The following is a 19,139-nucleotide window of genomic DNA, read 5'->3' as shown; positions in this document are numbered from 1 at the left end:
CGCGTTGCCGACGACGTGCTCGATCGGGCTCCACGCGTACTCACGACCGTCGCCCCACGGCGGCCACAGCATCGGCCGCGCCACGAACACGGCGACCCAGGCCGCGGCCGCCCAGCGGCTGCGCTCCCAGAGCGCCAGCGCGACCGGCACCGCCCACACCCAGTGGTGCGACCACGACATCGGCGAGGCCAGGAGCATGGCGAGGGCCGCCAGGCCGGTGCCGAGCACGCGGTCGCGGCGCCACCACCGCGCGGCCGTCCAGAGCACGCCGAGGGCGAGCGGGCCGGCGACCGCCAGCCACACAGCGGTCGGCGGCGGGCCGCCCAGGAGGCGGGTGAGCGCCCCGTCGATCGACTGGTTGTGGGCCAGGGCCGGCGGGCCGATCCGCGTCGGGTCGAGCAGGCCGTGCGTCCAGTACGACGCCGCCGGGCCGGGCATCGCCGCGAACCCGACCGCGACGGTGGCGGCGAACGCCAGCGCCGCCCGCGCCGCCGACGCCCGGCGCCCGATCAGCACCAGCAGGACGACGAAGACCAGGGGCGTCAGCTTCACCCCCGCGGCGATGCCGACCAGCACGCCGGAGAGCCGGCGCTCGGGACGCAGCACGTCCACGAGCACCGCCAGCATCAGCAGCAGGTTGAGCTGCCCGAAGACGACGTTCTGCCAGACCGGCTCCAGCGCCAGTGCGGCGGCGCACAGCGCAACGACGAGCCACCCGTCGGTCGGCCGACCCTGCGCGCGGCGTACGACGTGCACGGCGGCCGCGAGCGCGGCGGCCGACGCGCCCGTCAGGAGCGCGGCCGCCGCCCACGTCGGCAGCACGGCCAGCGGCACCATCAGCACCGCCGCGAACGGCGGATAGGTGAACGGCAGCCCCATCACCGGGTCGCGGGAGCCGTAGACCGAGAGCCCGTCGAGCACGTGCTGGCCGGCGTACCGGTAGACGAACAGGTCGGTGAACCCGCCCCGGCTCGCGCCCCAGACCGCCGCCACCCCGACCAGGACCGCCATCGCGGCCGGAGCGGACCGCGCCAGAGCGAGCAGGCGTCCCACCTCTCGCAGGCTAGGCGGCTGCCGGGTCCGGATCGAGGGGTGCGAGATGAGAATCCGTCGTACCGCAGATCGGGGACCCGCCCACCGCTCGCGGCCGGACCCACTCCCGCGTCGACCATGCTCGACGGGCGCGGAGGGAGGATGCCGTGGCACGACTGCTGCGCCGGCTCGGCCACTTCTGCGCGCGACACGGGCTGGTGGTCATCGCGGTCTGGGTGCTGATCGTGCTCGGCGTGGGCGGGGTCGTCGCGGGCATCGGGGCGCAGACCAACAACGACCTGTCGCTCCCGGGCACCGACAGCCAGGCGGCGAAGGACCTGCTCCAGGATCGCTTCCCGCCGCAGCAGAACGGCGTCAACCCGATCGTCTTCGACGTCTCGAAGGGCAAGCTGACCGACGACGCCTACAAGCAGGCCGTCAACGAGTCGGTGCAGGCGATCCGCCAGGAGCCGCACGTCTACAGCGCGACCAGCCCGCTCAGCAGCGCCGGCCACAACGCCGGACTGGTCGCGAAGGACGGGCAGACGGCGTTCGCGCCGGTGCTGCTCGACATCGGCTCGGGCGACCTGACGCCGGAGATCGCCCAGGGCATCGTGGACGCCACGAAGCCCGCGCAGGACGCCGGGGTGACGATCGCGGCCGCCGGGTCGATCGGCTCGACGCTCTCGACCGACGACTCCGAGACCAGCGAGATCGTCGGCATCGTCGCGGCGATGATCATCCTGAGCTTCGTGCTCGGCAGCCTGGTCGCGATGGGACTGCCGATCATCACCGCCGTGGTCGGCCTGGTCGTGGCGCTGTCGGTGGTCGGGCTGCTCGGCCACGTCTTCGCGATCCCGTCGAGCGGGCCGACGCTCGCCACCATGATCGGCCTCGGCGTCGGCATCGACTACGCGCTCTTCCTGATCACCCGACACCAGGACCACCTGCGGGACGGCCGGTCGGTCGTCGACTCGGTGGCCGAGTCGGTGGCGACCTCCGGCAGCGCGATCGTCTTCGCCGGATGCACGGTGGTGATCGCGCTCCTGGCGCTCGGCGTCGCCGGCATCCCGCTGGTGAGCACGCTCGGCCTGGCGTCCGCGATCGCGGTGGTCGCCGCGGTGCTGGTCGCGATCACCCTGCTCCCGGCGTTCCTCGGCCTGCTCGGGCACCGGATCAGGTGGCTGTCGCTGCCGGCCTTCCTGCGCCCGAAGCGCAAGCACGGCACCGGCCTGTGGGCACGCTGGGCCGGCGTCGTACGCCGCCACCCGGTCATCGTGACGGTGGTGTCGCTGGCGGCGCTGGTGCCGCTGATCATTCCGGTGTTCTCGCTCGAGCTCGGCCAGGAGGACGTCGGCGCGACCTCGCCCGACACGACCGAGCGGCAGGCCTACGACCTGATCACCGACGGGTTCGGCGTCGGCTACAACGGCCCGCTCCAGGTCGCCTCGGCGTTCGATCCCGTGGCGGCGCCGAGCGAGGAGTACACGAAGAAGTACGACGAGGCGCAGTCGCTCCAGCAGGACCTGGAGAAGAAGCAGAAGCAGCTCCCGAAGCAGCAGCAACAGCTCGAGGCCCAGCAGCGACAGCTCGAGCAGCAGCAGGCGAGCCTGCAGGACCAGCAGGCGGCGCTGGAGCGACAGGCCGGTCAGCTCCAGCGCGAACAGGCCGACCTCGAGAGCCAGGCGACCGCGCTCCAGGCGCAGCAGCAGCGACTCGAGACGCAGCAGGCGCGGCTGCAGGCGCAGCGCTCGGCCCTGGAGCGACAGGCCCGCGAGCTGGCCGACCGGATCCGGCCGCTCGCGCGCGAGCTGGTGCGGCTCGGGGCGCGCGAGCGCCTGCTCGAGCGGCGGATCGACCGTGCCCAGGGCCATCCGGCCCGGGTCGACCGGTTGCGCGAGCGTCTCGCTGACGTACGCAAGCGCCAGACCGTGGTCCACGACCGGCTGGCTCCGCTGACGGCACGGGCCCGGGTGCTCGGCGAGCGTGCTCGGCGCCTGGCCGGTCAGGCCGCCGCGCTGACCCGGCAGGCCGACCAGCTGCGGCAGCAGGCCGACGCGCTCCAGCGCCAGAAGGCGTCGCTGGAGCAGCAGGCCGCCGCACTCCAGCGTCAGGGCGACCGGCTGCAGCAGCAGGGGGCCGCGCTCCAGCGCCAGGGCGACGAGCTGCAGCAGCAGGCGAACGAGCTCAAGGCCGAGCAACAGCAGGCCGAGCAGGAGCAGCAGCAGGCCGAGCAGCTCAAGAAGGAGCTGACCGACATGATAACGCAGGCCGGGGGCGACGACCGCGGCACGGACCCCCGCGTCGTTGCGCTGCAGAAGAGCCTGACCGCCACCTCGGGTGTGGTCGCACTGACGCCTCCGCAGATCAACAAGAAGGGCGACGTGGTGCTGCTCTCGGCCGTGCCGTCGACCTCACCCGCCTCCGACGACACCGCGGACCTGGTCGGCGCGGTCCGCGACAGCGTGCTGCCCGAGACCAACAAGGGGGCGGGTGTCATCTCCCACGTGGGCGGCTACACGGCGTCGTACGTCGACCTCGCGTCGCTGATCTCGGCCCGGCTGCTGCTCGTGATCGGGACGGTCATCCTGCTCGGCTTCCTGCTGCTGATGGTCGCCTTCCGGTCGCTGCTGATCCCGCTCCAGGCGGCGGTCACCAACCTGCTCTCGGCGGCGGCCGCGTTCGGGGTGCTGACCGCGGCGTTCCAGTGGGGCTGGGGGATCTCGCTGCTCGGCATCGACACGGCGGACAGCAGCGTGCCGATCGCCAGCTACGTCCCGCTGATGATGTTCGCCGGCCTCTTCGGGCTGTCGATGGACTACGAGGTCTTCCTGGTCAGCCACGTCCAGCAGCACCACCACGCCGGGGAGGAGGCCCGTGCCGCCGTACGGTCGGCGCTCGCGTCGAGCGCGCGCATCACGACGGCCGCGGCGCTGATCATGGCGTCGGTGTTCGCCAGCTTCATCCTCAACGACGACCCGACGATCAAGCAGTTCGGCGTGGGGCTGTCGGTGGCCGTGCTGCTCGCCGGGATCCTCGTGGTCACCCTGGCGCCCGCCGCGCTGGTGCTCTTCGGCCGCGCCGCGTGGTGGCTGCCACGCTGGCTCGACCGGCTGCTGCCGCACGTCTCGATCGAGGGCGAGTCCGCGGCCGAGCCGGAGCCCGGCCCCGCCGCACCGCCCGCTCAGTCCGGGAGCGGCACCCGCAGGAAGGTCGGCCGATAGAGCGTCGGGTCCGCGCGGATCTTGTCGAAGTCGGTGTTGTTGCGGCTGTACGACGCCACCATGGTGCCCCGCTCCGGAAGGATCCGCGGGTGGGCCAGCGGCATGTAGGTCACGGCGCCCGCGGCCGAGTCGGAGGCGATCGTCGCGACCGGGTCGGTCGGCGCGAACGGCCCGGTCGGCGCCGGCGCGGTCCAGAACACGAGCTGGTCGCCGAGGTCGCCGTCCCGCTTGCTCAGGGCGTACCACCGGCCACCCTGGTGGAAGACGCTCAGGGTCTGCGAGACGCCGCCCTCGGCGGGCACGAGCGCGGCCGCCCGGTCGGGACTGCGCTGCCAGCCGGACCCGTCCCAGAACCGCCACTTCGCCGCGTCGAGCACGTCGTCGGGGCGCACGCGGGCGACGTGGAGGGAGAAGCCGAAGACGCCGTCCTGCCCGGGACGCGCGGTGCCGTAGGCGTAGACCCAGCCGTCGTCGACGGCGAGCGCCGCGCCCCACGCCGGCCGCGCCGGGTCGGCGTCGTCGGCGCCGAGATCCTTCGTCGCGATCAGCTGGGGCGCGCCGCCCGCCCGCACGACGAAGACCGCGAGCGCGGGCCCCAGGTTGGCGAAGTCGAAGGAGCCCCCACCGGTGGATCGCACCCGCTGGGTCGAGACGAGGACGAGGTCGTACCCCGGTCGATGAGCCACCGCGCTCGACATCGGCCAGTACCCGACGCCGTCCAGCCGGTCGGGGATCAGCGCGCCCTTCGACGGCGGCAGCACCACCGACACGCAGTCGGTGTCCCACAGCAGCATCGAGTTGCGGGCCAGCGAGGGGCCGTCGAACGACGGGCCGCGCAGTGTGTCGCCGAAGACGAGCAGGAAGCGGCCGTCCTGGAGCCGGACGTCAGCCCCGACGTCGGCGCCCTGGAAGGCCGGCGAGCCCTGGAGCGTCGAGATCTGGTGGTTGAGGTCGCGGACGCTGCGCGGCCGGCCGGCCCGGTCGACGCACGTCGTCTCCGAGGCGACGCTCGGCAGCCGCTTCGCGGTCGTGACGTCGGCCGGCAGGGAGGCGACCGCGACCGCCATCAACACGGCGAGCGGCAGCACCGAGCCGATCACCCAGAGCCGCCAGTGCCGGGTCGGCATCGACGTGGCCGACGTGGCCCGGGGCGGCTTCCGGAACTGCGCGCTGAACACCAGCACCAGCACGGCGACGACGCCGGCGGCACCCACCACCAGGGCCGGCTGGGTCGCGTGGCCCGGGTCGAGGTACGCGACCGTGGCGAGCGCCCGCTGGGCGGACCCGGTCGGCGTCCAGGGAGACACCTCGGGCCACGGCGCCGGGAGCAGGTAGTGGCTGGTCCCGGCGAGCAGCGGGGTCGCCAGCACGAAGTAGAGGGCCGCCACGGCGGCGATGCCGACGAGGTCCGCCAGCGCCTCGACGGCCAGGGTGACGGCACCGGTCATGAACACGTACGCCGCGCCGATGCCCACGATCCGGAGGTCGTCCCCGGGTAGGCGGGTCGCGGGCAGCAGCTGGAGCAGCCCGGCCCCGGCGAGGGACACCGCCGCGAGCCCCAGCAGCCGGAGCACCCCACGGCCGGCCGTCGCGGCGACCGGTCCGCGCACCAGCGACACGACCACGGCGTACCCGAACCCGAGCAGCCCGCACAGCACGACGTACCGCCGGATGCGCTCGGCGGCGTCCGCGCCCGACGTCACGACGGGTCGCACCTCGAGCGTCCGGCCGCGGGCCTTCTCGACCGCGACCAGGCGGTCGGTGACCGCGTCGGTCAGGTCGGGATCGTGGCGCGGGTTGACCAGCAGCACGTCGCGGGTCTCGCGCAGGTCGACGAGGACGGCTGCCACGGAGGTGCCGTGGCGGACCGCCGCCCGGGCCTCGTCGGGGTCGTCGGTCCAGTCCGCCGCGAACGGCGCGCCGGGCAGCGCATCGGCCTCGACCGCGAGCTCGTGCGCCACGACGGCCGGTGCGGTGACCAGCACCGGGACCCGGTGCGGCTCGCGGGCGCCCTGCAGCAGCGTGGCGAGGAGGACCGCCTGGACGCCGATGACGACCAGGCACGCGACCAGGGTCCACCGGCGGGCGCGAAGGTGCCCGGCCACGTCACCTCCCTGCTCGTCCGACGCCCGTCATTGTGGCGTGGCGGAGTGGGGCGGTGAATCACCGAATCGGCTGTAACGCCGGGTTACCCGCTCTTCCCACCATGCTGCAACACCGTGGGAGCAGCGGACGACCCGGCGTCACAAGCGAGGTCGCTCACAGGTGGTCGGGCACGATCAGCGCGTCCGGGTCCTGCCGCGGCGGCACGTGGGCCAGCGCCACCTGCACGAGCGCGACCCGGGCCTTGAGCAGCACCGCCCGGCGGATCTTGCCGCCCTCCTCGCCGAGCCGCTCCTCCACCGCCGCGGTGATCTGGGCGTCGGTGAACGCCGGGCGAGTGCCGGGCTCGACGTCGACGTCCGGGAGTGCGACCAGCACCGGCAGCAGCTGGTCGCCGAGCCCGTCGAGGATCTGGAACCGCTGGAACCTCCCGAGCGCCTCCCAGGCCTCGTCGGCGGTGCGGCGTCCCTTGCGGACGTCCTTGTCCTGGGCGGCCAGCACGCTCTTGGCCGCTCCCGTGAGCGCCGCGGTCAGCTCGTGCTCGGTGAATCGCATGGGGCCATGATCCAGTACGGACTCGCAGCGTCGGGATAGTCCGTCACGTTCTGGTTGCCGTCACCGGCTGTCGACGACCAGAACGTGACGGACTATCCCGAACAGTGCGGCGTCAGGCCGCCGCGGCGGCCGCCTGGCGACGGGCCTGCTGCTCCAGCCGGGCCTGGGCGGCGCGGCGCACCTTGGGGCCCTTGGTCGACATCGCCCACAGCAGCTTCGCCTGCTCGGGCAGGTTCTTGACGGTGGTCGTCGCGAGCCAGCCGTTGGGCAGCGACAGTCGGACCACCCGGTGCCAGGCCGAGTAGACCTGCTGCGGCAGCGGCGCGGTGTGGTAGTTGAGGTCGTACTTCTCGAAGAGCGCCTGCACCCGGGGGGCGATCTCGGCGTACCGGTTGCTCGGCAGGTCGGGGAAGAGGTGGTGCTCGATCTGGTGCGAGAGGTTGCCGGTCATGATGTGCATGGCTTTGGAGCCGGAGATGTTGGCCGAGCCGAGCATCTGGCGCAGGTACCACTCGCCGCGGGTCTCGTTGGCCGGGATCGCCTTCTTCTCGAAGGTCTCGACGCCCTCGGGGAAGTGGCCGCACATGATCACCGAGTGCGACCAGATGTTGCGCACCAGGTTGGCGGTGAAGTTCGCCGCGAGCGTCGGCAGGAACGACCCGGTCGGGATCGACAGCGCCGGGTGCACGACGTAGTCCTTGGTGGCCTGCTTGCGGATCTTCTTCAGCGTGTTCTTGAGGTTGCGCTTGAACTCGTCGCTGCGCCTCTCCTTCGGCAGCCGCAGGTTGCGGCCCAGCTCGAGGTCGTACGCCGCGATGCCGTACTCGAAGAAGCACGCGTTGATGAAGTTCCACAGCGGCTGGGCGAGGTACGCCGGGTGCCAGCGCTGGTCCTCGTCGACGCGCATGATGCCGTAGCCGAGGTCGTTGTCCTTGCCGACGATGTTGGTGAAGTTGTGGTGGATCTCGTTGTGCGAGTGCTTCCAGCCGTCCGCGGTCGAGGCGTTGTCCCACTCCCACGTCGTCGAGTGGATCTTCGGGTCACGCATCCAGTCCCACTGACCGTGCATGACGTTGTGGCCGATCTCCATGTTCTCGAGGATCTTGGCGACCGACAGGCCGATCGTGCCGACGATCCAGGCCGGCGGCAGCGACGAGAACAGCAGCACCGCGCGACTCGCCAGCTCGAGCCGGCGCTGCACGTCGACGACCCGGTGGATGTACGCCGCGTCGCTCGCACCGCGTTCGTCGAGGATGTCCTGACGGATCGCGTCGAGCTCGATGCCGATCTGCTCGATGTCCTCGGGGGTGAGGTGGGCCGTCGGGTTCACGGGCTTCTTCGTGATGGCGGTCATGCGACTCCTCGAATCGGGCCGGGGTCAGTGGTCGATCACACACGGCCCGGCGGCCGCGCTGATGCAGGTCTGGATCGGTACGCCGCCGGGCCCGGTCTCGCCGGGTACGGCGGTGGTGAGCGCGCCGTTGCGCAGGTCGCGGACGGCGCCCTCCTTCAGCGGCAGGACGCAGCCCATGCAGATGCCCATCCGGCAGCCGCTGGGCATCAGTACGCCGGCGTTCTCCGCGACGTCGAGGATCGGGGTGGCGCCGTCGGCCTCCAGCGGGGTGCCGCCGGCGAAGGTGACGGTGCCGCCGTCGCCTGCCTCGACCAGCTGCGCGCGGAAGCGCTCGGTGGCAAGGGTCAGCCCGCGCGCGTCGAAGTGCTCCTGGAGCGCGTCGAGCAGGCCGGCCGGACCGCAGGCGTACGCCGTGCGCTCGGCCAGGTCGGGCACCAGCCGGTCGAGGTCGGCCACGTCGAGCAGCCCGTGGGTGTCGGTGTGCAGCTCGACGAGGCGCAGCCACCCGGCCGCGTCGTACTGCCGCAGCTCGCTGCCGAAGATCACCTCGGCCCGCGAGAGCGCGGAGTGCAGCAGCACGATGTCGGTCTGGGGCCGCTCGGCGCGCGAGAAGAGGTTGCGGAGCATGCCGATCACCGGCGTGATGCCCGAGCCGCCGGTGACGAGCAGCAGCTTGGCGGGGATCGGCTGCGGCAGCACGAACTCGCCCTCGGACTGGTGCAGCTGGATCATCTGGCCGGGCCGGGCGCGGCGGACCAGGTAGTTGGAGACCACGCCGCCGGGGATCGCCTTGACGGTGATGCTGATCCGGCGGTCGGCGCGCGGGCCGTGGGTGAGCGAGTAGGTGCGCCACAGGCGGACGCCGTCGACGTCGACGCCCACGCGGACGTACTGTCCCGGCACGTGGCCGGCCCAGTCCCGCCCCGGCTGGAGCAGCACGGTCGCGGACTGGTGGGTCTCGGGGCGGACCTCGACGATGCGGGCCCGCAGGTCGGCGCCGCGGCGCAGCGGGTGGAAGACGTCGAGCACGTCGCCCAGCTCGAGCGGCGTGACCGCGGCCTCGGCGACCCGGCGCAGCCCCTCGCGCAGGGATCGACCACGACGGGACCGGGTCGTTCCGGACGGGAGGGCGATGCTCATGACCACAGTCTGCTGCGCGCGACGCGCAAGATCATGACCGTAGGACGTGAAGATCGGGGTCGGCATTGTTCGCTGGTGATAAAACTGGACCATGGCCACTCCCCGGCGCACGGCCGATCACGGGCTCCGGCTCCCACCCCGGGCCGTCGAGCGGATGCGCGCCGAGCTGGCCGACGTCGCCGAGCACGTCGTCGCCGCGATCATCGACGAGGTGCCCAGCTACACCGACGCGTTCAGCGGGCCGATGGGCGAGACGATCCGCAACGCGGTGCAGCTCGCGCTGGGCGGGTTCCTCTCCCTCGCCAGCGGCCGGCGCGGTGCCGACCTGACCACACCCACCGCGCCCGCGGTCGACGGCGCCTACCAGCTCGGCCGCGGCGAGGCCCGCAGCGGCCGCTCGACCGAGGCGATCCTCGCGGCGTACCGGATCGGCGCCCGCGTCTCCTGGCGCGAGATGTCGACGACCGCGGTGCGCAACGGCCTCGACGGCGAGACGCTGGTCGCCTTCGCGGAGCTGGTCTTCGCCTACATCGACGAGCTCTCCGCCGCGAGCGTCGCCGGCCACAACGACGAGCTCGCCACCACCGGCCGGGTCCGGCAGCGCCGCCTGGAGCGGATCGCCCACCACCTGCTCACCGGCTCCCCGGCCGACACCGTGCTCGCGACGGCCGAGCGCGCGGGTTGGGAGCCGCCGAAGACGCTGACCGCGGTGATCGTGCCCGAGGCCCAGGTGCGCCCGGTGCTCGCCGCCGTCTCCCCGGGCACGATCGCGGCCACCGAGCCGCCCGAGCTCGACGAGGCGGTGCTGCTGCTGGTGCCCGACGCGCACGGGCACCGGCGTGCGGCGCTGCTGCGGACGCTCGGCACCCGCGGCTGCACGGCGGGGCCGCCGAGACCGTGGCTCGAGGTGCGCGCGTCGTACGACCGGGCCCTGCGTGCCCGGGCGGCCGGGCTCGAGCTCGACACCGAGGCACACCTGGTGCCCCTGGTGCTCGACGCCGACCCCTCCGCTCGGGCGGACCTGCGCGCCCAGGTGCTCGCCCCGCTCGCCGCCCTGCGGCCCGGCACGGCCGAGAAGCTCGCCGACACGCTGCGCTCGTGGCTGCTCCACCACGGCCGCCGCGACGAGGTCGCGGCCGACCTGTTCGTGCACCCGCAGACCGTGCGCTACCGGATGGGCCAGCTGCGCGAGCTGTACGGCGACCGGCTCGACGACCCCGCGACCGTCCTGGCGCTCACCGTCGCGCTCGCGTGAGAGCGCAACCCTGACCCGAGGGCGTCGCTAGGCCGACCACTCCGGCCCGGGGTCCTCGCCCACGAGGCCGTCGACGGACTCGCGGATCAGATCGGCGTGGCCGACGTGCCGGCCGTACTCCTCGATCATGTCGTAGACGAGCCGGCGCACGTTGGCGTGCCGGCCCTCGTCGTCCGCGATGTCGGCGTCCCCGCCGAGCCCGACCGCCGCGATCGCCTCGTCGACGAGCGCCTGCCCCTTCGCGACCGACGCGCGGTAGAGCGCCTCGAGCGAGGCGGGGGTGTCGTCGTCCTCGACGCGGAAGTGCCAGTCGGGGTCGTCCCAGTCGGCGTCCTCGAACGGTGCGAACGGGCGCCGGCCGTGCAGCTTCCAGGAGAACGTGATGGCCTCGACGACCGACAGGTGCTTGAGCAGGCCGCCCAGCGTCAGGGTCGAAGTGCCGAGCGTGGCGCGAATGCCGGCGTCGTCGACGCCGCCGCACTTCCACAGCAGGTAGGTGCGCATCCGGTTGAGCGACCCGACGAGGGCCTCGATCTCGGTGCCGGCCAGCGGGGTCTCGGTCCGGAAGACGTTCGGGGAGGTCGTCATGTCCGGCACACTAGGGGCATTCCCGGACGATCTACTTCCCCGACTGCCCGCGCGCTGCGCACGCTCGAGCTGATCCAGGCGCGCCCGGGCATCACGGCCGACCAGCTCGGCGCCGGGCTCGGCGTCACCGGCCGGGCGGCCCGGCGCTACGTCGCGATCCTGCGCGAGGCCGACCTCCCGATCGAGTCGGCGAGCGGGCCGTACGGCGGCTACCGGGTCGGCCGCGGCCTGCGGCTGCCGCCGCTGATGTTCACCGCGGCGGAGGCGACGGGTCTCGTGATGGCCACGCTGGAGGGCCACCCCCGCGCGGCCGACCCGGCCGACGTCGTCGGCGGCGCGCTCGCCAAGATCCTGCGCGTGCTGCCGGAGCGGCCCGCCGTACCGCACCCGCAGTCGGCCGGCGACATCGCACCCCACGAGCACCTCGAGCGCCTGGTCGCGGCGTGCGCGGCGTCGCGCACGCTGATGCTCGACTACCGGATCGGCGAGCGGATCTCGGAGATGGTGGTCGAGCCGTGGGCGGTCGTGCTGCGGCACAGCCACTGGTACCTGCTCTGCTGGTCGCGCAGCCGCGACGCCCAGCGGGTGCTGCGCGTCGACCGGGTCGCCGACGTGTCGGCGCTGCCCGAGACCTTCACTCCTCCCGCGGGCATCGACGCGCTGCGGGTCGTCGAGGAGCACTTCTCGCAGGGCTGGCGGTACGCCGCGGAGGTGCTGGTCGACGCGCCGGTCGAGCAGGTCCGGCGCTGGGTGCCGCGCAGCTTCGCGCTGCTGTCGGCCGAGGGCGACCGCACCCGGATGGTCGCCACCACCGACGACCCGGACTGGTACGCCGCTCGCCTCGCGATGCTCCCGGTGCCGTTCGAGGTGGTGGGCTCGCCGGAGCTGCGCTCGGCGTTGCGGTCGCTCGCCGCCCGGCTGGCGTCAGCCGCCTCGGACTAGTGGTCGTCGCTGGAAGTTCCTCGGGGGTGGCCCGTGCTCGGGGTGCGTGCATCGCAAGGCGCCGGAGCGCGGCTCTACTTGCTCGTCCAGCAAGCGACGGCAACGCCGCGAGGTGCGTGCCCGGGGTGCGGGCCACCCGAAGAACTTCCGGTGACGGCCACTAGGAGCTCGGCGACCAGCTCCGCGCGCAGCTCGTCGTGCTGCGGGCCGACCGCGTGCTCGGGTCCGACCCGCTCCGTCCAGTGGTGCAGCGCGGCCGGCCAGCCGACGATGTCGTCCGGCTCCCAGTGGTAGCGCGGCGTGACGTGGGCGTGCAGGAACGCGTCGGTGTTGCCCTGGATCTCGAGGTTGATCCGCTTGAACTGCGGGTCGCGCCGCGCGCACACCGCCGCCACCGCGCGGCCCAGCACGGCCATGTCGTCGAGGAAGACCAGCTGCCGCTCGGGCGTCAGGTCGGTGAGCTGGTCGACGCCCGGGGTGTCGGTGATCAGCACGCAGTAGCCCGGCAGGTGCTGCACGTCCCCGATCACGGCGAACCCGGCCCGCATCCGTCGGAGCACCATCGGGTTCGTGCCGGCCAGCGCCGTACCCACGCGGTCGCGGCGGAAGTCGTCAGGCACGCCGTCACCCTAGCTTCGCTAGGCCGCGGGGAGCCTCTCGGGCAGAACCGGCACTTCTCGGGTGTTGCATCGGCCGAGAAGTGCCGGGATACCCGGTGCACCGGGTATCCCGACGCCGCCTCAGAGCCCCTGCCAGGCCGGCTTGCCGGCGTACACCTCGCGGTAGTAGTCGAGCCGGGTCAGGCGGGCTGCGGCGGCGGGGTCGAGCAGCACGGTGGCGTGCGGGTGCAGCTGGAGAACCGAGGCGGGGCAGGAGGCGGAGACCGGGCCCTCGACGGCGGCGGCGACCGCGTCGGCCTTGGCCGCGCCGGTGGCGACGAAGAGCAGGTGCCGGGCGCGCAGGATGGTGCCGAGGCCCTGGGTGAGCACGTGCTGGGGGACCTGGTCGACCGACCCGAAGAAGCGGGCGTTGTCCTGCCGGGTCCGCGCGGTGAGGGTCTTCAGGCGGGTGGCGGAGGCGAGGGAGGAGCCGGGCTCGTTGAAGGCGAGGTGACCGTCGCCGCCGATGCCGAGCACCTGCAGGTCGACCCCGCCCGCGGCCTCGATCGCGGCCTCGTAGCGAGGGCCGGCGTCGGAGAGACCGTCGGGCGACGGGTCCGGGCTGCGCACCCGGTCGCGGGCGATGCCGAGGCCGTCGGTGCACTCGCGGAAGATCGTCTCCCGGTAGGTCTCCGGGTGGCCGGCGGGGAGCCCGACGTACTCGTCGAGGGTGAAGCAGCGCACCGCGTCGTACGCCGGGCCGGCGCCGGTCCGGTGGCGGCGGATCAGCTCCTGGTATGTCGGGAGCGGGCTCGACCCGGTCGCCAGGCCGAGCACGGCGTCGGGCCGGCGGCGCACCAGCGCCTCGATCGCGTCGGCGGCGACCGCACCGGCCTCGGCGGCGGAGGAGAGCGGCACGACCTCCATCAGTCGACCTCCAGGCGCAGATCGTCGGTGAGCCGGATCCGCTCCTCGCGCGGCGGCAGCCCGAGCAGGGTGAGCGGGGTCGTGGTGGCGGTGGCGACCGCCTCGTCGAGGGTGCAGCCGGTCTGGGCGACCAGCAGGCGCAGGCAGTCGAGCAGCGACGCGGCGGAGCCGGCGAGCGTGCCGTCGGCGAGCCGTACCGTGCCGCCGGAGACGATCACGTCCTGGTCGCCGAGGCGGGCCGGGCCGTCGGGCAGTCCGAGGGCGGCGGTGGTGTCGGAGACCGACACGAAACGCTCGGAGCCGAGGGCACGCCAGGCGGCGCGCACGAAGTGCGGGTCGAGGTGGTGACCATCGACGATCACCCCGGCGACCAGTCCGTCAGCCCCCAGCGCGACGCCGACCGGGCCGGGCTCGCGGGCCAGCAGCGGTGCCATCGCGTTGCCGAGGTGGGTCACGCACCGGGCGCCGGCCTCCACCGCGGCGACCACGTCGGCGGTCGCGGCCGCGGTGTGGCCGACCGACACGACGACGCCGCGGGCCACCAGCCGCTCGACGACGTCGATCGCCCCCGGCAGCTCGGGGGCGATGGTGACCATCACGACGCCGGCCTCGCGCGACCAGCCGTCGACCAACTCGAGCGAGGGCGCCCGCAGCCAGTGCTCGGGGTGCGCGCCCTTGCGGGCGGGCGCGATCATCGGGCCCTCGAAGTGCAGTCCGAGCGGCTCCGCACCGACCCAGCCCGCGGGCGGCCCGGCGGCGTACGTCGCGAGGGCCTGCTCACGGGCCGCCGGGTCGCTGGTGATGACGGTCGGCACGAACGCGACGACGCCGTACGCCGGCAGCGCCGCCGCCACCTCCCAGAGCCGGTGCGGCTCGGCGGTGAGGTCGATACCGGCGGCGCCGTTGACCTGGATGTCGACGAGACCGGAGACGGTGTTCATCGGCCCTCCTCGTTCCGGGCGGCGGTGAGCAGGCAACCGATCGGACGGCGGAATCGGTTGCTCACGCACCGCTGGCCCGGGCGGCGGCCGGGCGGCGGTGAGCAGGCAACCGATCGGACGGCGGAATCGGTTGCTGACGCACCCCTGCCCAGGGCCGGCCAGCCCGTGACTGAGCTCATCGGCCCTCCTCGTGCCGGGCGGCGGTGAGCAGGCAACCGATCGGACGGCGGAATCGGTTGCTGACGCACCGCTGGCCCGGGCGGCGGCCGGGCGGCGGTGAGCAGGCAACCGATCGGACGGCGGAATCGGTTGCTGACGCACCGCTGCCCGGGGCCGGCCAGCCCGTGACGGAGCTCATCGGCCCAGCAGCGCGGCGCCGACGGCGGCCACGGGATAGTCGGCGGGCACCACCCGGATCCGGCCCGCGAGGTCGAGCGAGGCGAGGAACGGCGAGCTGGCCGCCTGGTCGAGCAGCGCCTGCGCGACCGCCACGCGCAGCGGGTCGCCGAGCTGGGCGACCCCGCCGCCGAGGACGATCGTGGCCGGGTCGACGGCCAGGCTCAGGACCCGCACCGCGCTGGCGACCCCGGCGGCGAACTCGTCGCGCACCTGGATCGCCTTCTCCTCACCGGCCTGCGCGGCCGCGAACAGCGCCTGGGCGGGCGGTACGTCGCCGGAGGGCCAGGCCGCGGCCAGGGCCGATCCGGAGGCGATCGTCTCGAGGCAGCCGCGCTGACCGCAGGAGCACAGCGCGCCGTGCGGATCGACCGGGACGTGCCCGATCTCGCCGGCGGCGCCGTGCACGCCACGGCGGAGCCGGCCGTCGAGGACCAGGCCCGCCGCGAGACCGGTGCCGATGCTCAGGTAGATCAGGTCCTGGTCGCCGCTGAGCGCGGTGGCGCCGAGGCTGGCGGCGTTCACGTCGTTCTCGATCACGGCACGGACGCCGAGGCGCTCGCCGAGCAGGTCGCCGAGCGGCACGAAGTCGCCGTCGAGGCCGAGGTTGACCGCGTGCTTGACCGCACCGTGCTCGACGTCGACGAGGCCGGGGACGCCCACCCCCACCGGCCCGGTGAGCGGGTCGCCGGTGGCCGCCCGCAGCGCGTCGACGACGCGACCGGCCGACTCGACGACGCCGCCCGCGCCGCGCTCGGTGCGCTCACGGACCTCGGCCCGGATCTTCCCGTCGTCGTCGAGCACCACACCGAGGGTCTTGGTCGCCCCGATGTCCAGACCGAGCTTCACCGGTCCCACCCTGCCTCTCGCAACAGCTCGGTCACCGCGGCGGCTCCCGGTCGGGAGTAGCCGCGGGTCAGGATCCTGGGCACCGGGCCGTCGTACGGACCCGGCCACCCCCACTCGATGATGGTCGCAGCGCCCTCGGTCACGATCTCCGGCCGGCGGTGCGCGTCGCGCACCTGGAGGATCACCGGCCGGTCGGTGTCCAGCCGCTCACCCGGCGCGACGGTGGCGTCGGGCGCCAGGCCCCACGGCACCTCGCCGACGGCGATGTTGGCCGGCGTCGCGACGCTGACCACGACCGCGCCGCGCAGGTCGGGCAGCTCGCCCTCGACGGTCAGCGAGCGGCGGGCACCGGCCAGCTGGCGGTCGCCGCAACTGCGCAACTGCGCGGAAACGGCGAGCGCGGGCACGCCAGGCGTGCCATAGCCCCGCAACTGCGCCACCCTGGCGGCCGCGGACCGCAGCCGCTGCTCCGACAGCCGCCCGTCGCGCACGGCCGCCACGATGGCCGCCTGCGTCGCGCGCACCAGGGACGCCGGCTTCTCGGGGCCGATGCAGAGCAGGTCGGCCCCGGCGGCCAGCGACAGCACGGCCGCCTCCGGGATGCCGCGGCCGGCCGACGCGCCGGCCATGTCGAGGGCGTCGCTGACGATGACGCCGTCGTACCCGAGCTCGTCGCGCAGCAGGCCGAGCACCGGGGCGCTGAGGGTGCCGGGCAGGTCCGGGTCGAGGGCGGGGACCACGATGTGGGAGGTCATCACCGACGCGATGCCGGCTTCGATCGAGGCCGCGAACGGCACCAGCTCGCGGGTGCGGAGGGTGTCGAGGCCGACCTCGATGGTGGGCAGCTCGAGGTGGCTGTCCTGGGCGGTGTCTCCGTGGCCCGGGAAGTGCTTGGCGCACGCCGCGACCCCGGCCTCCTGCAGGCCGGCCACCCAGGCCGCGACGTGGGCCGCGACGGCCCGCGGGTCGGTGCCGAAGCTGCGGGTGCCGATCACCGGGTTGTCCGGGTCGGTGTTGACGTCGGCGACCGGACCGAGGTCGAGGTTGATCCCGACCGCGGTCAGCGACGCACCGACCGCGCGGCCGGTGTCGCGGGTCAGGTCGAGGTCGTCGACCGCCCCGAGCGCGGCGGCACCGAGCACCGGGCTGCCGACGAGGGCGTGCAGGCGGGTCACGTCGCCGCCCTCCTCGTCGACGGCGATCACCGCGTGCGGGTTGGCCGCCCGGATCGCGGCACTCAGCGCCGCGACGGCGTCCGGGCCGTCGGCGGTGTTGCTGCCGAAGTAGCAGATCCCACCCAGGCCGGCGGCCAGCAGGTCGGCGTACTCCCCCGGCAGCGTGGTGCCGGCGAAGGCCGGCAGCTGCACGGCCAGCGCCTGGGTCTCGAGCGAGGAGCTCATCCCTTGACCGCGCCGGAGGTGAGGCCGGCGACCATCCGGCCCTGGACGACGAGGAAGAACACGATCACGGGCACCGCGATCAGCGTGGAGCCGGCCATGATGCCGCCCCAGTCGGTGCCGCGATTGACGTCGGTGAACGTCGAGAGCCACAGCGGCAGCGTGCGCTGGTCCTCGCGGGTCATCACCACGAGGGCGAGGGTGAACTCGTTCCAGGCCTGGATGAAGCCGAAGACGCCGGTCGCCACCAGGCCGGGCGCGAGCAGCGGGAAGGTGATCCGGAAGAACGCCTGGGTGCGGGAGCAGCCGTCCATCATCGCGGCCTCCTCCAGCTCGTACGGCACGCCGGTCACGAAGCCGCGCAGGGTCCAGATGGTGAAGGGCAGCACCAGCGACACATAGACCAGCGACAGGCCGATGACCGTGTTGAGCAGGTCCATGGCCTCCAGCATCTTGTACTGGGAGATGAACAGGCCCTCGACCGGGATCATCTGGATCACCAGCAGGGTGACGATGAACGACATCCGGCCCCGGAACCGGAACCGGGAGACCGCCACGGCCGCGACGAACGCGAACGCGAGCGCCACCACGATCGTCAGCACCGTCACCATCAGGCTGATCTTCAGCGCGTTGAGGAACTGGTCGGTCTCGAAGACCGTGCGGTAGTTGTCGAGGTTGCCGCCGAAGGGCACCCAGGTCGGGACCGGGTTGCGGATCTCGTTGCGGTTCAGGAAGGAGCTGTTCACCATCCAGTAGACCGGGAAGATCGCGACCAGGAAGGCGACGACGCCGACGACGTTGGCGCCGATCCGCAGCGAACGGCGAGGGGTGCGCGACATCAGTCTTCACTCTCCTGCTTGAGCATGGCGCGGACGTACGGCGCGGTCAGGATCACGGTGAGCAGCAGCATGAAGATGGCGACCGCCGCCGCCATGCCGAACTTCCCGCCGCCGATCCCGAGCCGGTAGATGTAGGTGCCCAGCAGGTTGGTGTCGCGGGTCGAGCCGCCGGCCTGCTGGAGGATGAAGATCTGGGTGAAGACGCGCAGGTCCCAGATGACCTGGAGCAGCCCGACGACCAGCAGCACCGGGCGGATCGCGGGGAGTACGACGTGCCGCAGCCGCTGCAGCGGGCTGGCGCCGTCGATCTCCGCGGCCTCGACCAGGTCCTCCGAGACCTGGGTCAGCGCGGCGTACACGGTGAAGGCGACGAACGGCACGCTCATCCACACCACGATCACGGTGGCGACGAAGAAGAAGGAGAGCGGCTCGAGCAGCCACGGGTGGCCCTGGAAGTCGAGGCCGAGCTTGGTGAGCAGGTAGTTGACGATGCCGTACTGGGTGTCGAAGAGCCACTGCCAGACGGTCAGGGAGGCCACGACCGGCATCGCCCACGCGAGCAGCAGCCCGGTCTGCAGCAGCACCCGCACCCACGAGGTCATGTGCCGCATCAGCAGGGCGAGGCCGACGCCGATCGCCATGGTGACCGCCGCGTTGACGAGGCAGAAGACCAGCGAGCGCAGGGTGACCCGCCACAGGTAGGGGTCGGTGACCAGCTCGCGGTAGTTCCCGAGCCCGACCCACTCGGGCGGCCGGCCGAACTGCTGGGCCAGGCCGAAGTCCTGGAACGACAGCACCACCTGGCGCACCAGCGGGTAGCCGAGCGCCACGGCGAGCGCCACCGTCGCCGGGATCAGCAGCGCGTACGGCAACGGCGTACGACGTGCGCGCGGTGCGCTCCCGTTCATCCGGCCTCCTCCTCTCATCATCGCGGGCCCGACGGGTCGGGTCCGGGCATGGCGCGGCCGGGGCGGCGGATCCACCGCCCCGGCCGTCCG

At 73.3% G+C, this 19,139-nt stretch carries 15 protein-coding genes and 2 pseudogenes; 4 read left to right on the top strand and 13 right to left on the bottom strand.

The features are described 5' to 3' along the window. Positions 1-192: 192 nt before the first annotated feature. A pseudogene (locus FHU40_RS28645) lies at positions 193-879 on the bottom strand (glycosyltransferase 87 family protein); the annotation flags it as partial. 320 nt (positions 880-1,199) lie between these two features. On the opposite strand from FHU40_RS28645, the gene FHU40_RS24580 reads away from it, so the two are divergent. Then, positions 1,200-4,256 carry an MMPL family transporter gene (locus tag FHU40_RS24580; protein ID WP_183595152.1) on the top strand — a complete coding sequence of 1,019 codons (3,057 nt, stop codon included), beginning with the start codon at positions 1,200-1,202 and terminating at the stop codon, positions 4,254-4,256. Here the strand turns inward: FHU40_RS24580 and FHU40_RS29775 are convergent. The 4 genes from FHU40_RS29775 to FHU40_RS24560 form a co-directional block, all read right to left on the bottom strand. Beyond that, positions 4,217-6,361, bottom strand: a complete 2,145-nt coding sequence (locus tag FHU40_RS29775) for a DUF4185 domain-containing protein (RefSeq protein ID WP_183595151.1) — start codon at positions 6,359-6,361, stop codon at positions 4,217-4,219. The genes FHU40_RS24580 and FHU40_RS29775 overlap by 40 nt on opposite strands. A 154-nt stretch (positions 6,362-6,515) precedes the next feature. Beyond that, entirely contained in the window at positions 6,516-6,914 is a 399-nt protein-coding gene (locus FHU40_RS24570) for a hypothetical protein (RefSeq protein WP_183595150.1), read from the bottom strand. A 112-nt stretch (positions 6,915-7,026) separates the two neighbouring features. Then, the gene (locus FHU40_RS24565) at positions 7,027-8,268 is read right to left on the bottom strand and encodes a fatty acid desaturase family protein (RefSeq protein WP_183595149.1); all 1,242 of its coding nucleotides are present in this window, start codon (positions 8,266-8,268) and stop codon (positions 7,027-7,029) included. Between the two features lie 24 nt (positions 8,269-8,292). Next, positions 8,293-9,408 carry a ferredoxin reductase gene (locus tag FHU40_RS24560; RefSeq protein WP_183595148.1) on the bottom strand — a complete coding sequence of 372 codons (1,116 nt, stop codon included), beginning with the start codon at positions 9,406-9,408 and terminating at the stop codon, positions 8,293-8,295. 91 nt (positions 9,409-9,499) lie between these two features. On the opposite strand from FHU40_RS24560, the gene FHU40_RS24555 reads away from it, so the two are divergent. Next, positions 9,500-10,663, top strand: coding sequence for a PucR family transcriptional regulator (locus FHU40_RS24555; protein WP_183595147.1), 1,164 nt, complete (start codon positions 9,500-9,502; stop codon positions 10,661-10,663). Positions 10,664-10,690: 27 nt separating this feature from the next. Here FHU40_RS24555 and FHU40_RS24550 read toward each other — a convergent pair whose 3' ends face one another. Further along, positions 10,691-11,251, bottom strand: a complete 561-nt coding sequence (locus tag FHU40_RS24550) for a mycothiol transferase (RefSeq protein WP_183595146.1) — start codon at positions 11,249-11,251, stop codon at positions 10,691-10,693. A gap of 18 nt (positions 11,252-11,269) precedes the next feature. Between FHU40_RS24550 and FHU40_RS29190 the strand changes: the two are divergent. Both FHU40_RS29190 and FHU40_RS24545 read left to right on the top strand, forming a co-directional pair. Then, positions 11,270-11,455 (top strand): annotated as a pseudogene (locus FHU40_RS29190) (HTH domain-containing protein); the annotation flags it as partial. A 75-nt stretch (positions 11,456-11,530) separates the two neighbouring features. After that, positions 11,531-12,193, top strand: coding sequence for a helix-turn-helix transcriptional regulator (locus FHU40_RS24545; RefSeq protein WP_246391542.1), 663 nt, complete (start codon positions 11,531-11,533; stop codon positions 12,191-12,193). A 74-nt stretch (positions 12,194-12,267) separates the two neighbouring features. Here the strand turns inward: FHU40_RS24545 and FHU40_RS24540 are convergent, their stop codons facing one another. From FHU40_RS24540 to FHU40_RS24510, 7 genes are all read right to left on the bottom strand, one after another. Beyond that, positions 12,268-12,813 carry an HIT family protein gene (locus FHU40_RS24540; protein ID WP_215525597.1) on the bottom strand — a complete coding sequence of 182 codons (546 nt, stop codon included), beginning with the start codon at positions 12,811-12,813 and terminating at the stop codon, positions 12,268-12,270. Positions 12,814-12,933: 120 nt separating this feature from the next. Beyond that, the gene (locus FHU40_RS24535) at positions 12,934-13,719 is read right to left on the bottom strand and encodes a glucosamine-6-phosphate deaminase (RefSeq protein WP_183595145.1); all 786 of its coding nucleotides are present in this window, start codon (positions 13,717-13,719) and stop codon (positions 12,934-12,936) included. Then, positions 13,719-14,660, bottom strand: a complete 942-nt coding sequence (locus tag FHU40_RS24530) for an N-acetylglucosamine-6-phosphate deacetylase (RefSeq protein ID WP_183595144.1) — start codon at positions 14,658-14,660, stop codon at positions 13,719-13,721. The genes FHU40_RS24535 and FHU40_RS24530 overlap by 1 nt, the downstream gene beginning before the upstream one ends. Before the next feature lie 354 nt (positions 14,661-15,014). Further along, on the bottom strand, positions 15,015-15,905 hold the full coding sequence (locus FHU40_RS24525) for an ROK family protein (RefSeq protein ID WP_343058037.1): 891 nt from the start codon (positions 15,903-15,905) through the stop codon (positions 15,015-15,017). After that, the gene (locus FHU40_RS24520) at positions 15,902-17,305 is read right to left on the bottom strand and encodes a glycoside hydrolase family 3 protein (RefSeq protein WP_183595142.1); all 1,404 of its coding nucleotides are present in this window, start codon (positions 17,303-17,305) and stop codon (positions 15,902-15,904) included. The genes FHU40_RS24525 and FHU40_RS24520 overlap by 4 nt, the downstream gene beginning before the upstream one ends. Continuing rightward, positions 17,302-18,141 (bottom strand): carbohydrate ABC transporter permease, encoded by an 840-nt coding sequence (locus FHU40_RS24515; protein WP_183595141.1) that lies wholly within the window; start codon positions 18,139-18,141, stop codon positions 17,302-17,304. Before FHU40_RS24515 ends, FHU40_RS24520 begins: the two co-directional genes overlap by 4 nt. Beyond that, positions 18,141-19,049 (bottom strand): carbohydrate ABC transporter permease, encoded by a 909-nt coding sequence (locus FHU40_RS24510; RefSeq protein ID WP_215525602.1) that lies wholly within the window; start codon positions 19,047-19,049, stop codon positions 18,141-18,143. The genes FHU40_RS24515 and FHU40_RS24510 overlap by 1 nt, the downstream gene beginning before the upstream one ends. Between the last annotated feature and the right edge of the window lie 90 nt (positions 19,050-19,139).

Source organism: Nocardioides soli (assembly GCF_014191495.1).
Lineage (GTDB): Bacteria > Actinomycetota > Actinomycetes > Propionibacteriales > Nocardioidaceae > Nocardioides > Nocardioides soli.
Note: the sequence above shows the minus strand (reverse complement) of the source record. Positions and strands in the feature narration are given on the sequence as shown.

Bases quoted from the DNA above. Each gene is read 5' to 3' on its own strand.
- FHU40_RS24565 (WP_183595149.1), bottom strand. From the start codon at position 8,268: ATGACCGCCATCACGAAGAAGCCCGTGAACCCGACGGCCCACCTCACC.
- FHU40_RS24530 (WP_183595144.1), bottom strand. From the start codon at position 14,660: ATGAACACCGTCTCCGGTCTCGTCGACATCCAGGTCAACGGCGCCGCC.
- FHU40_RS24570 (WP_183595150.1), bottom strand. From the start codon at position 6,914: ATGCGATTCACCGAGCACGAGCTGACCGCGGCGCTCACGGGAGCGGCC.
- FHU40_RS24510 (WP_215525602.1), bottom strand. From the start codon at position 19,049: ATGAACGGGAGCGCACCGCGCGCACGTCGTACGCCGTTGCCGTACGCG.
- FHU40_RS24515 (WP_183595141.1), bottom strand. From the start codon at position 18,141: ATGTCGCGCACCCCTCGCCGTTCGCTGCGGATCGGCGCCAACGTCGTC.
- FHU40_RS24555 (WP_183595147.1), top strand. From the start codon at position 9,500: ATGGCCACTCCCCGGCGCACGGCCGATCACGGGCTCCGGCTCCCACCC.
- FHU40_RS24535 (WP_183595145.1), bottom strand. From the start codon at position 13,719: ATGGAGGTCGTGCCGCTCTCCTCCGCCGCCGAGGCCGGTGCGGTCGCC.
- FHU40_RS24550 (WP_183595146.1), bottom strand. From the start codon at position 11,251: ATGACGACCTCCCCGAACGTCTTCCGGACCGAGACCCCGCTGGCCGGC.
- FHU40_RS24545 (WP_246391542.1), top strand. From the start codon at position 11,531: ATGGCCACGCTGGAGGGCCACCCCCGCGCGGCCGACCCGGCCGACGTC.
- FHU40_RS24520 (WP_183595142.1), bottom strand. From the start codon at position 17,305: ATGAGCTCCTCGCTCGAGACCCAGGCGCTGGCCGTGCAGCTGCCGGCC.
- FHU40_RS24560 (WP_183595148.1), bottom strand. From the start codon at position 9,408: ATGAGCATCGCCCTCCCGTCCGGAACGACCCGGTCCCGTCGTGGTCGA.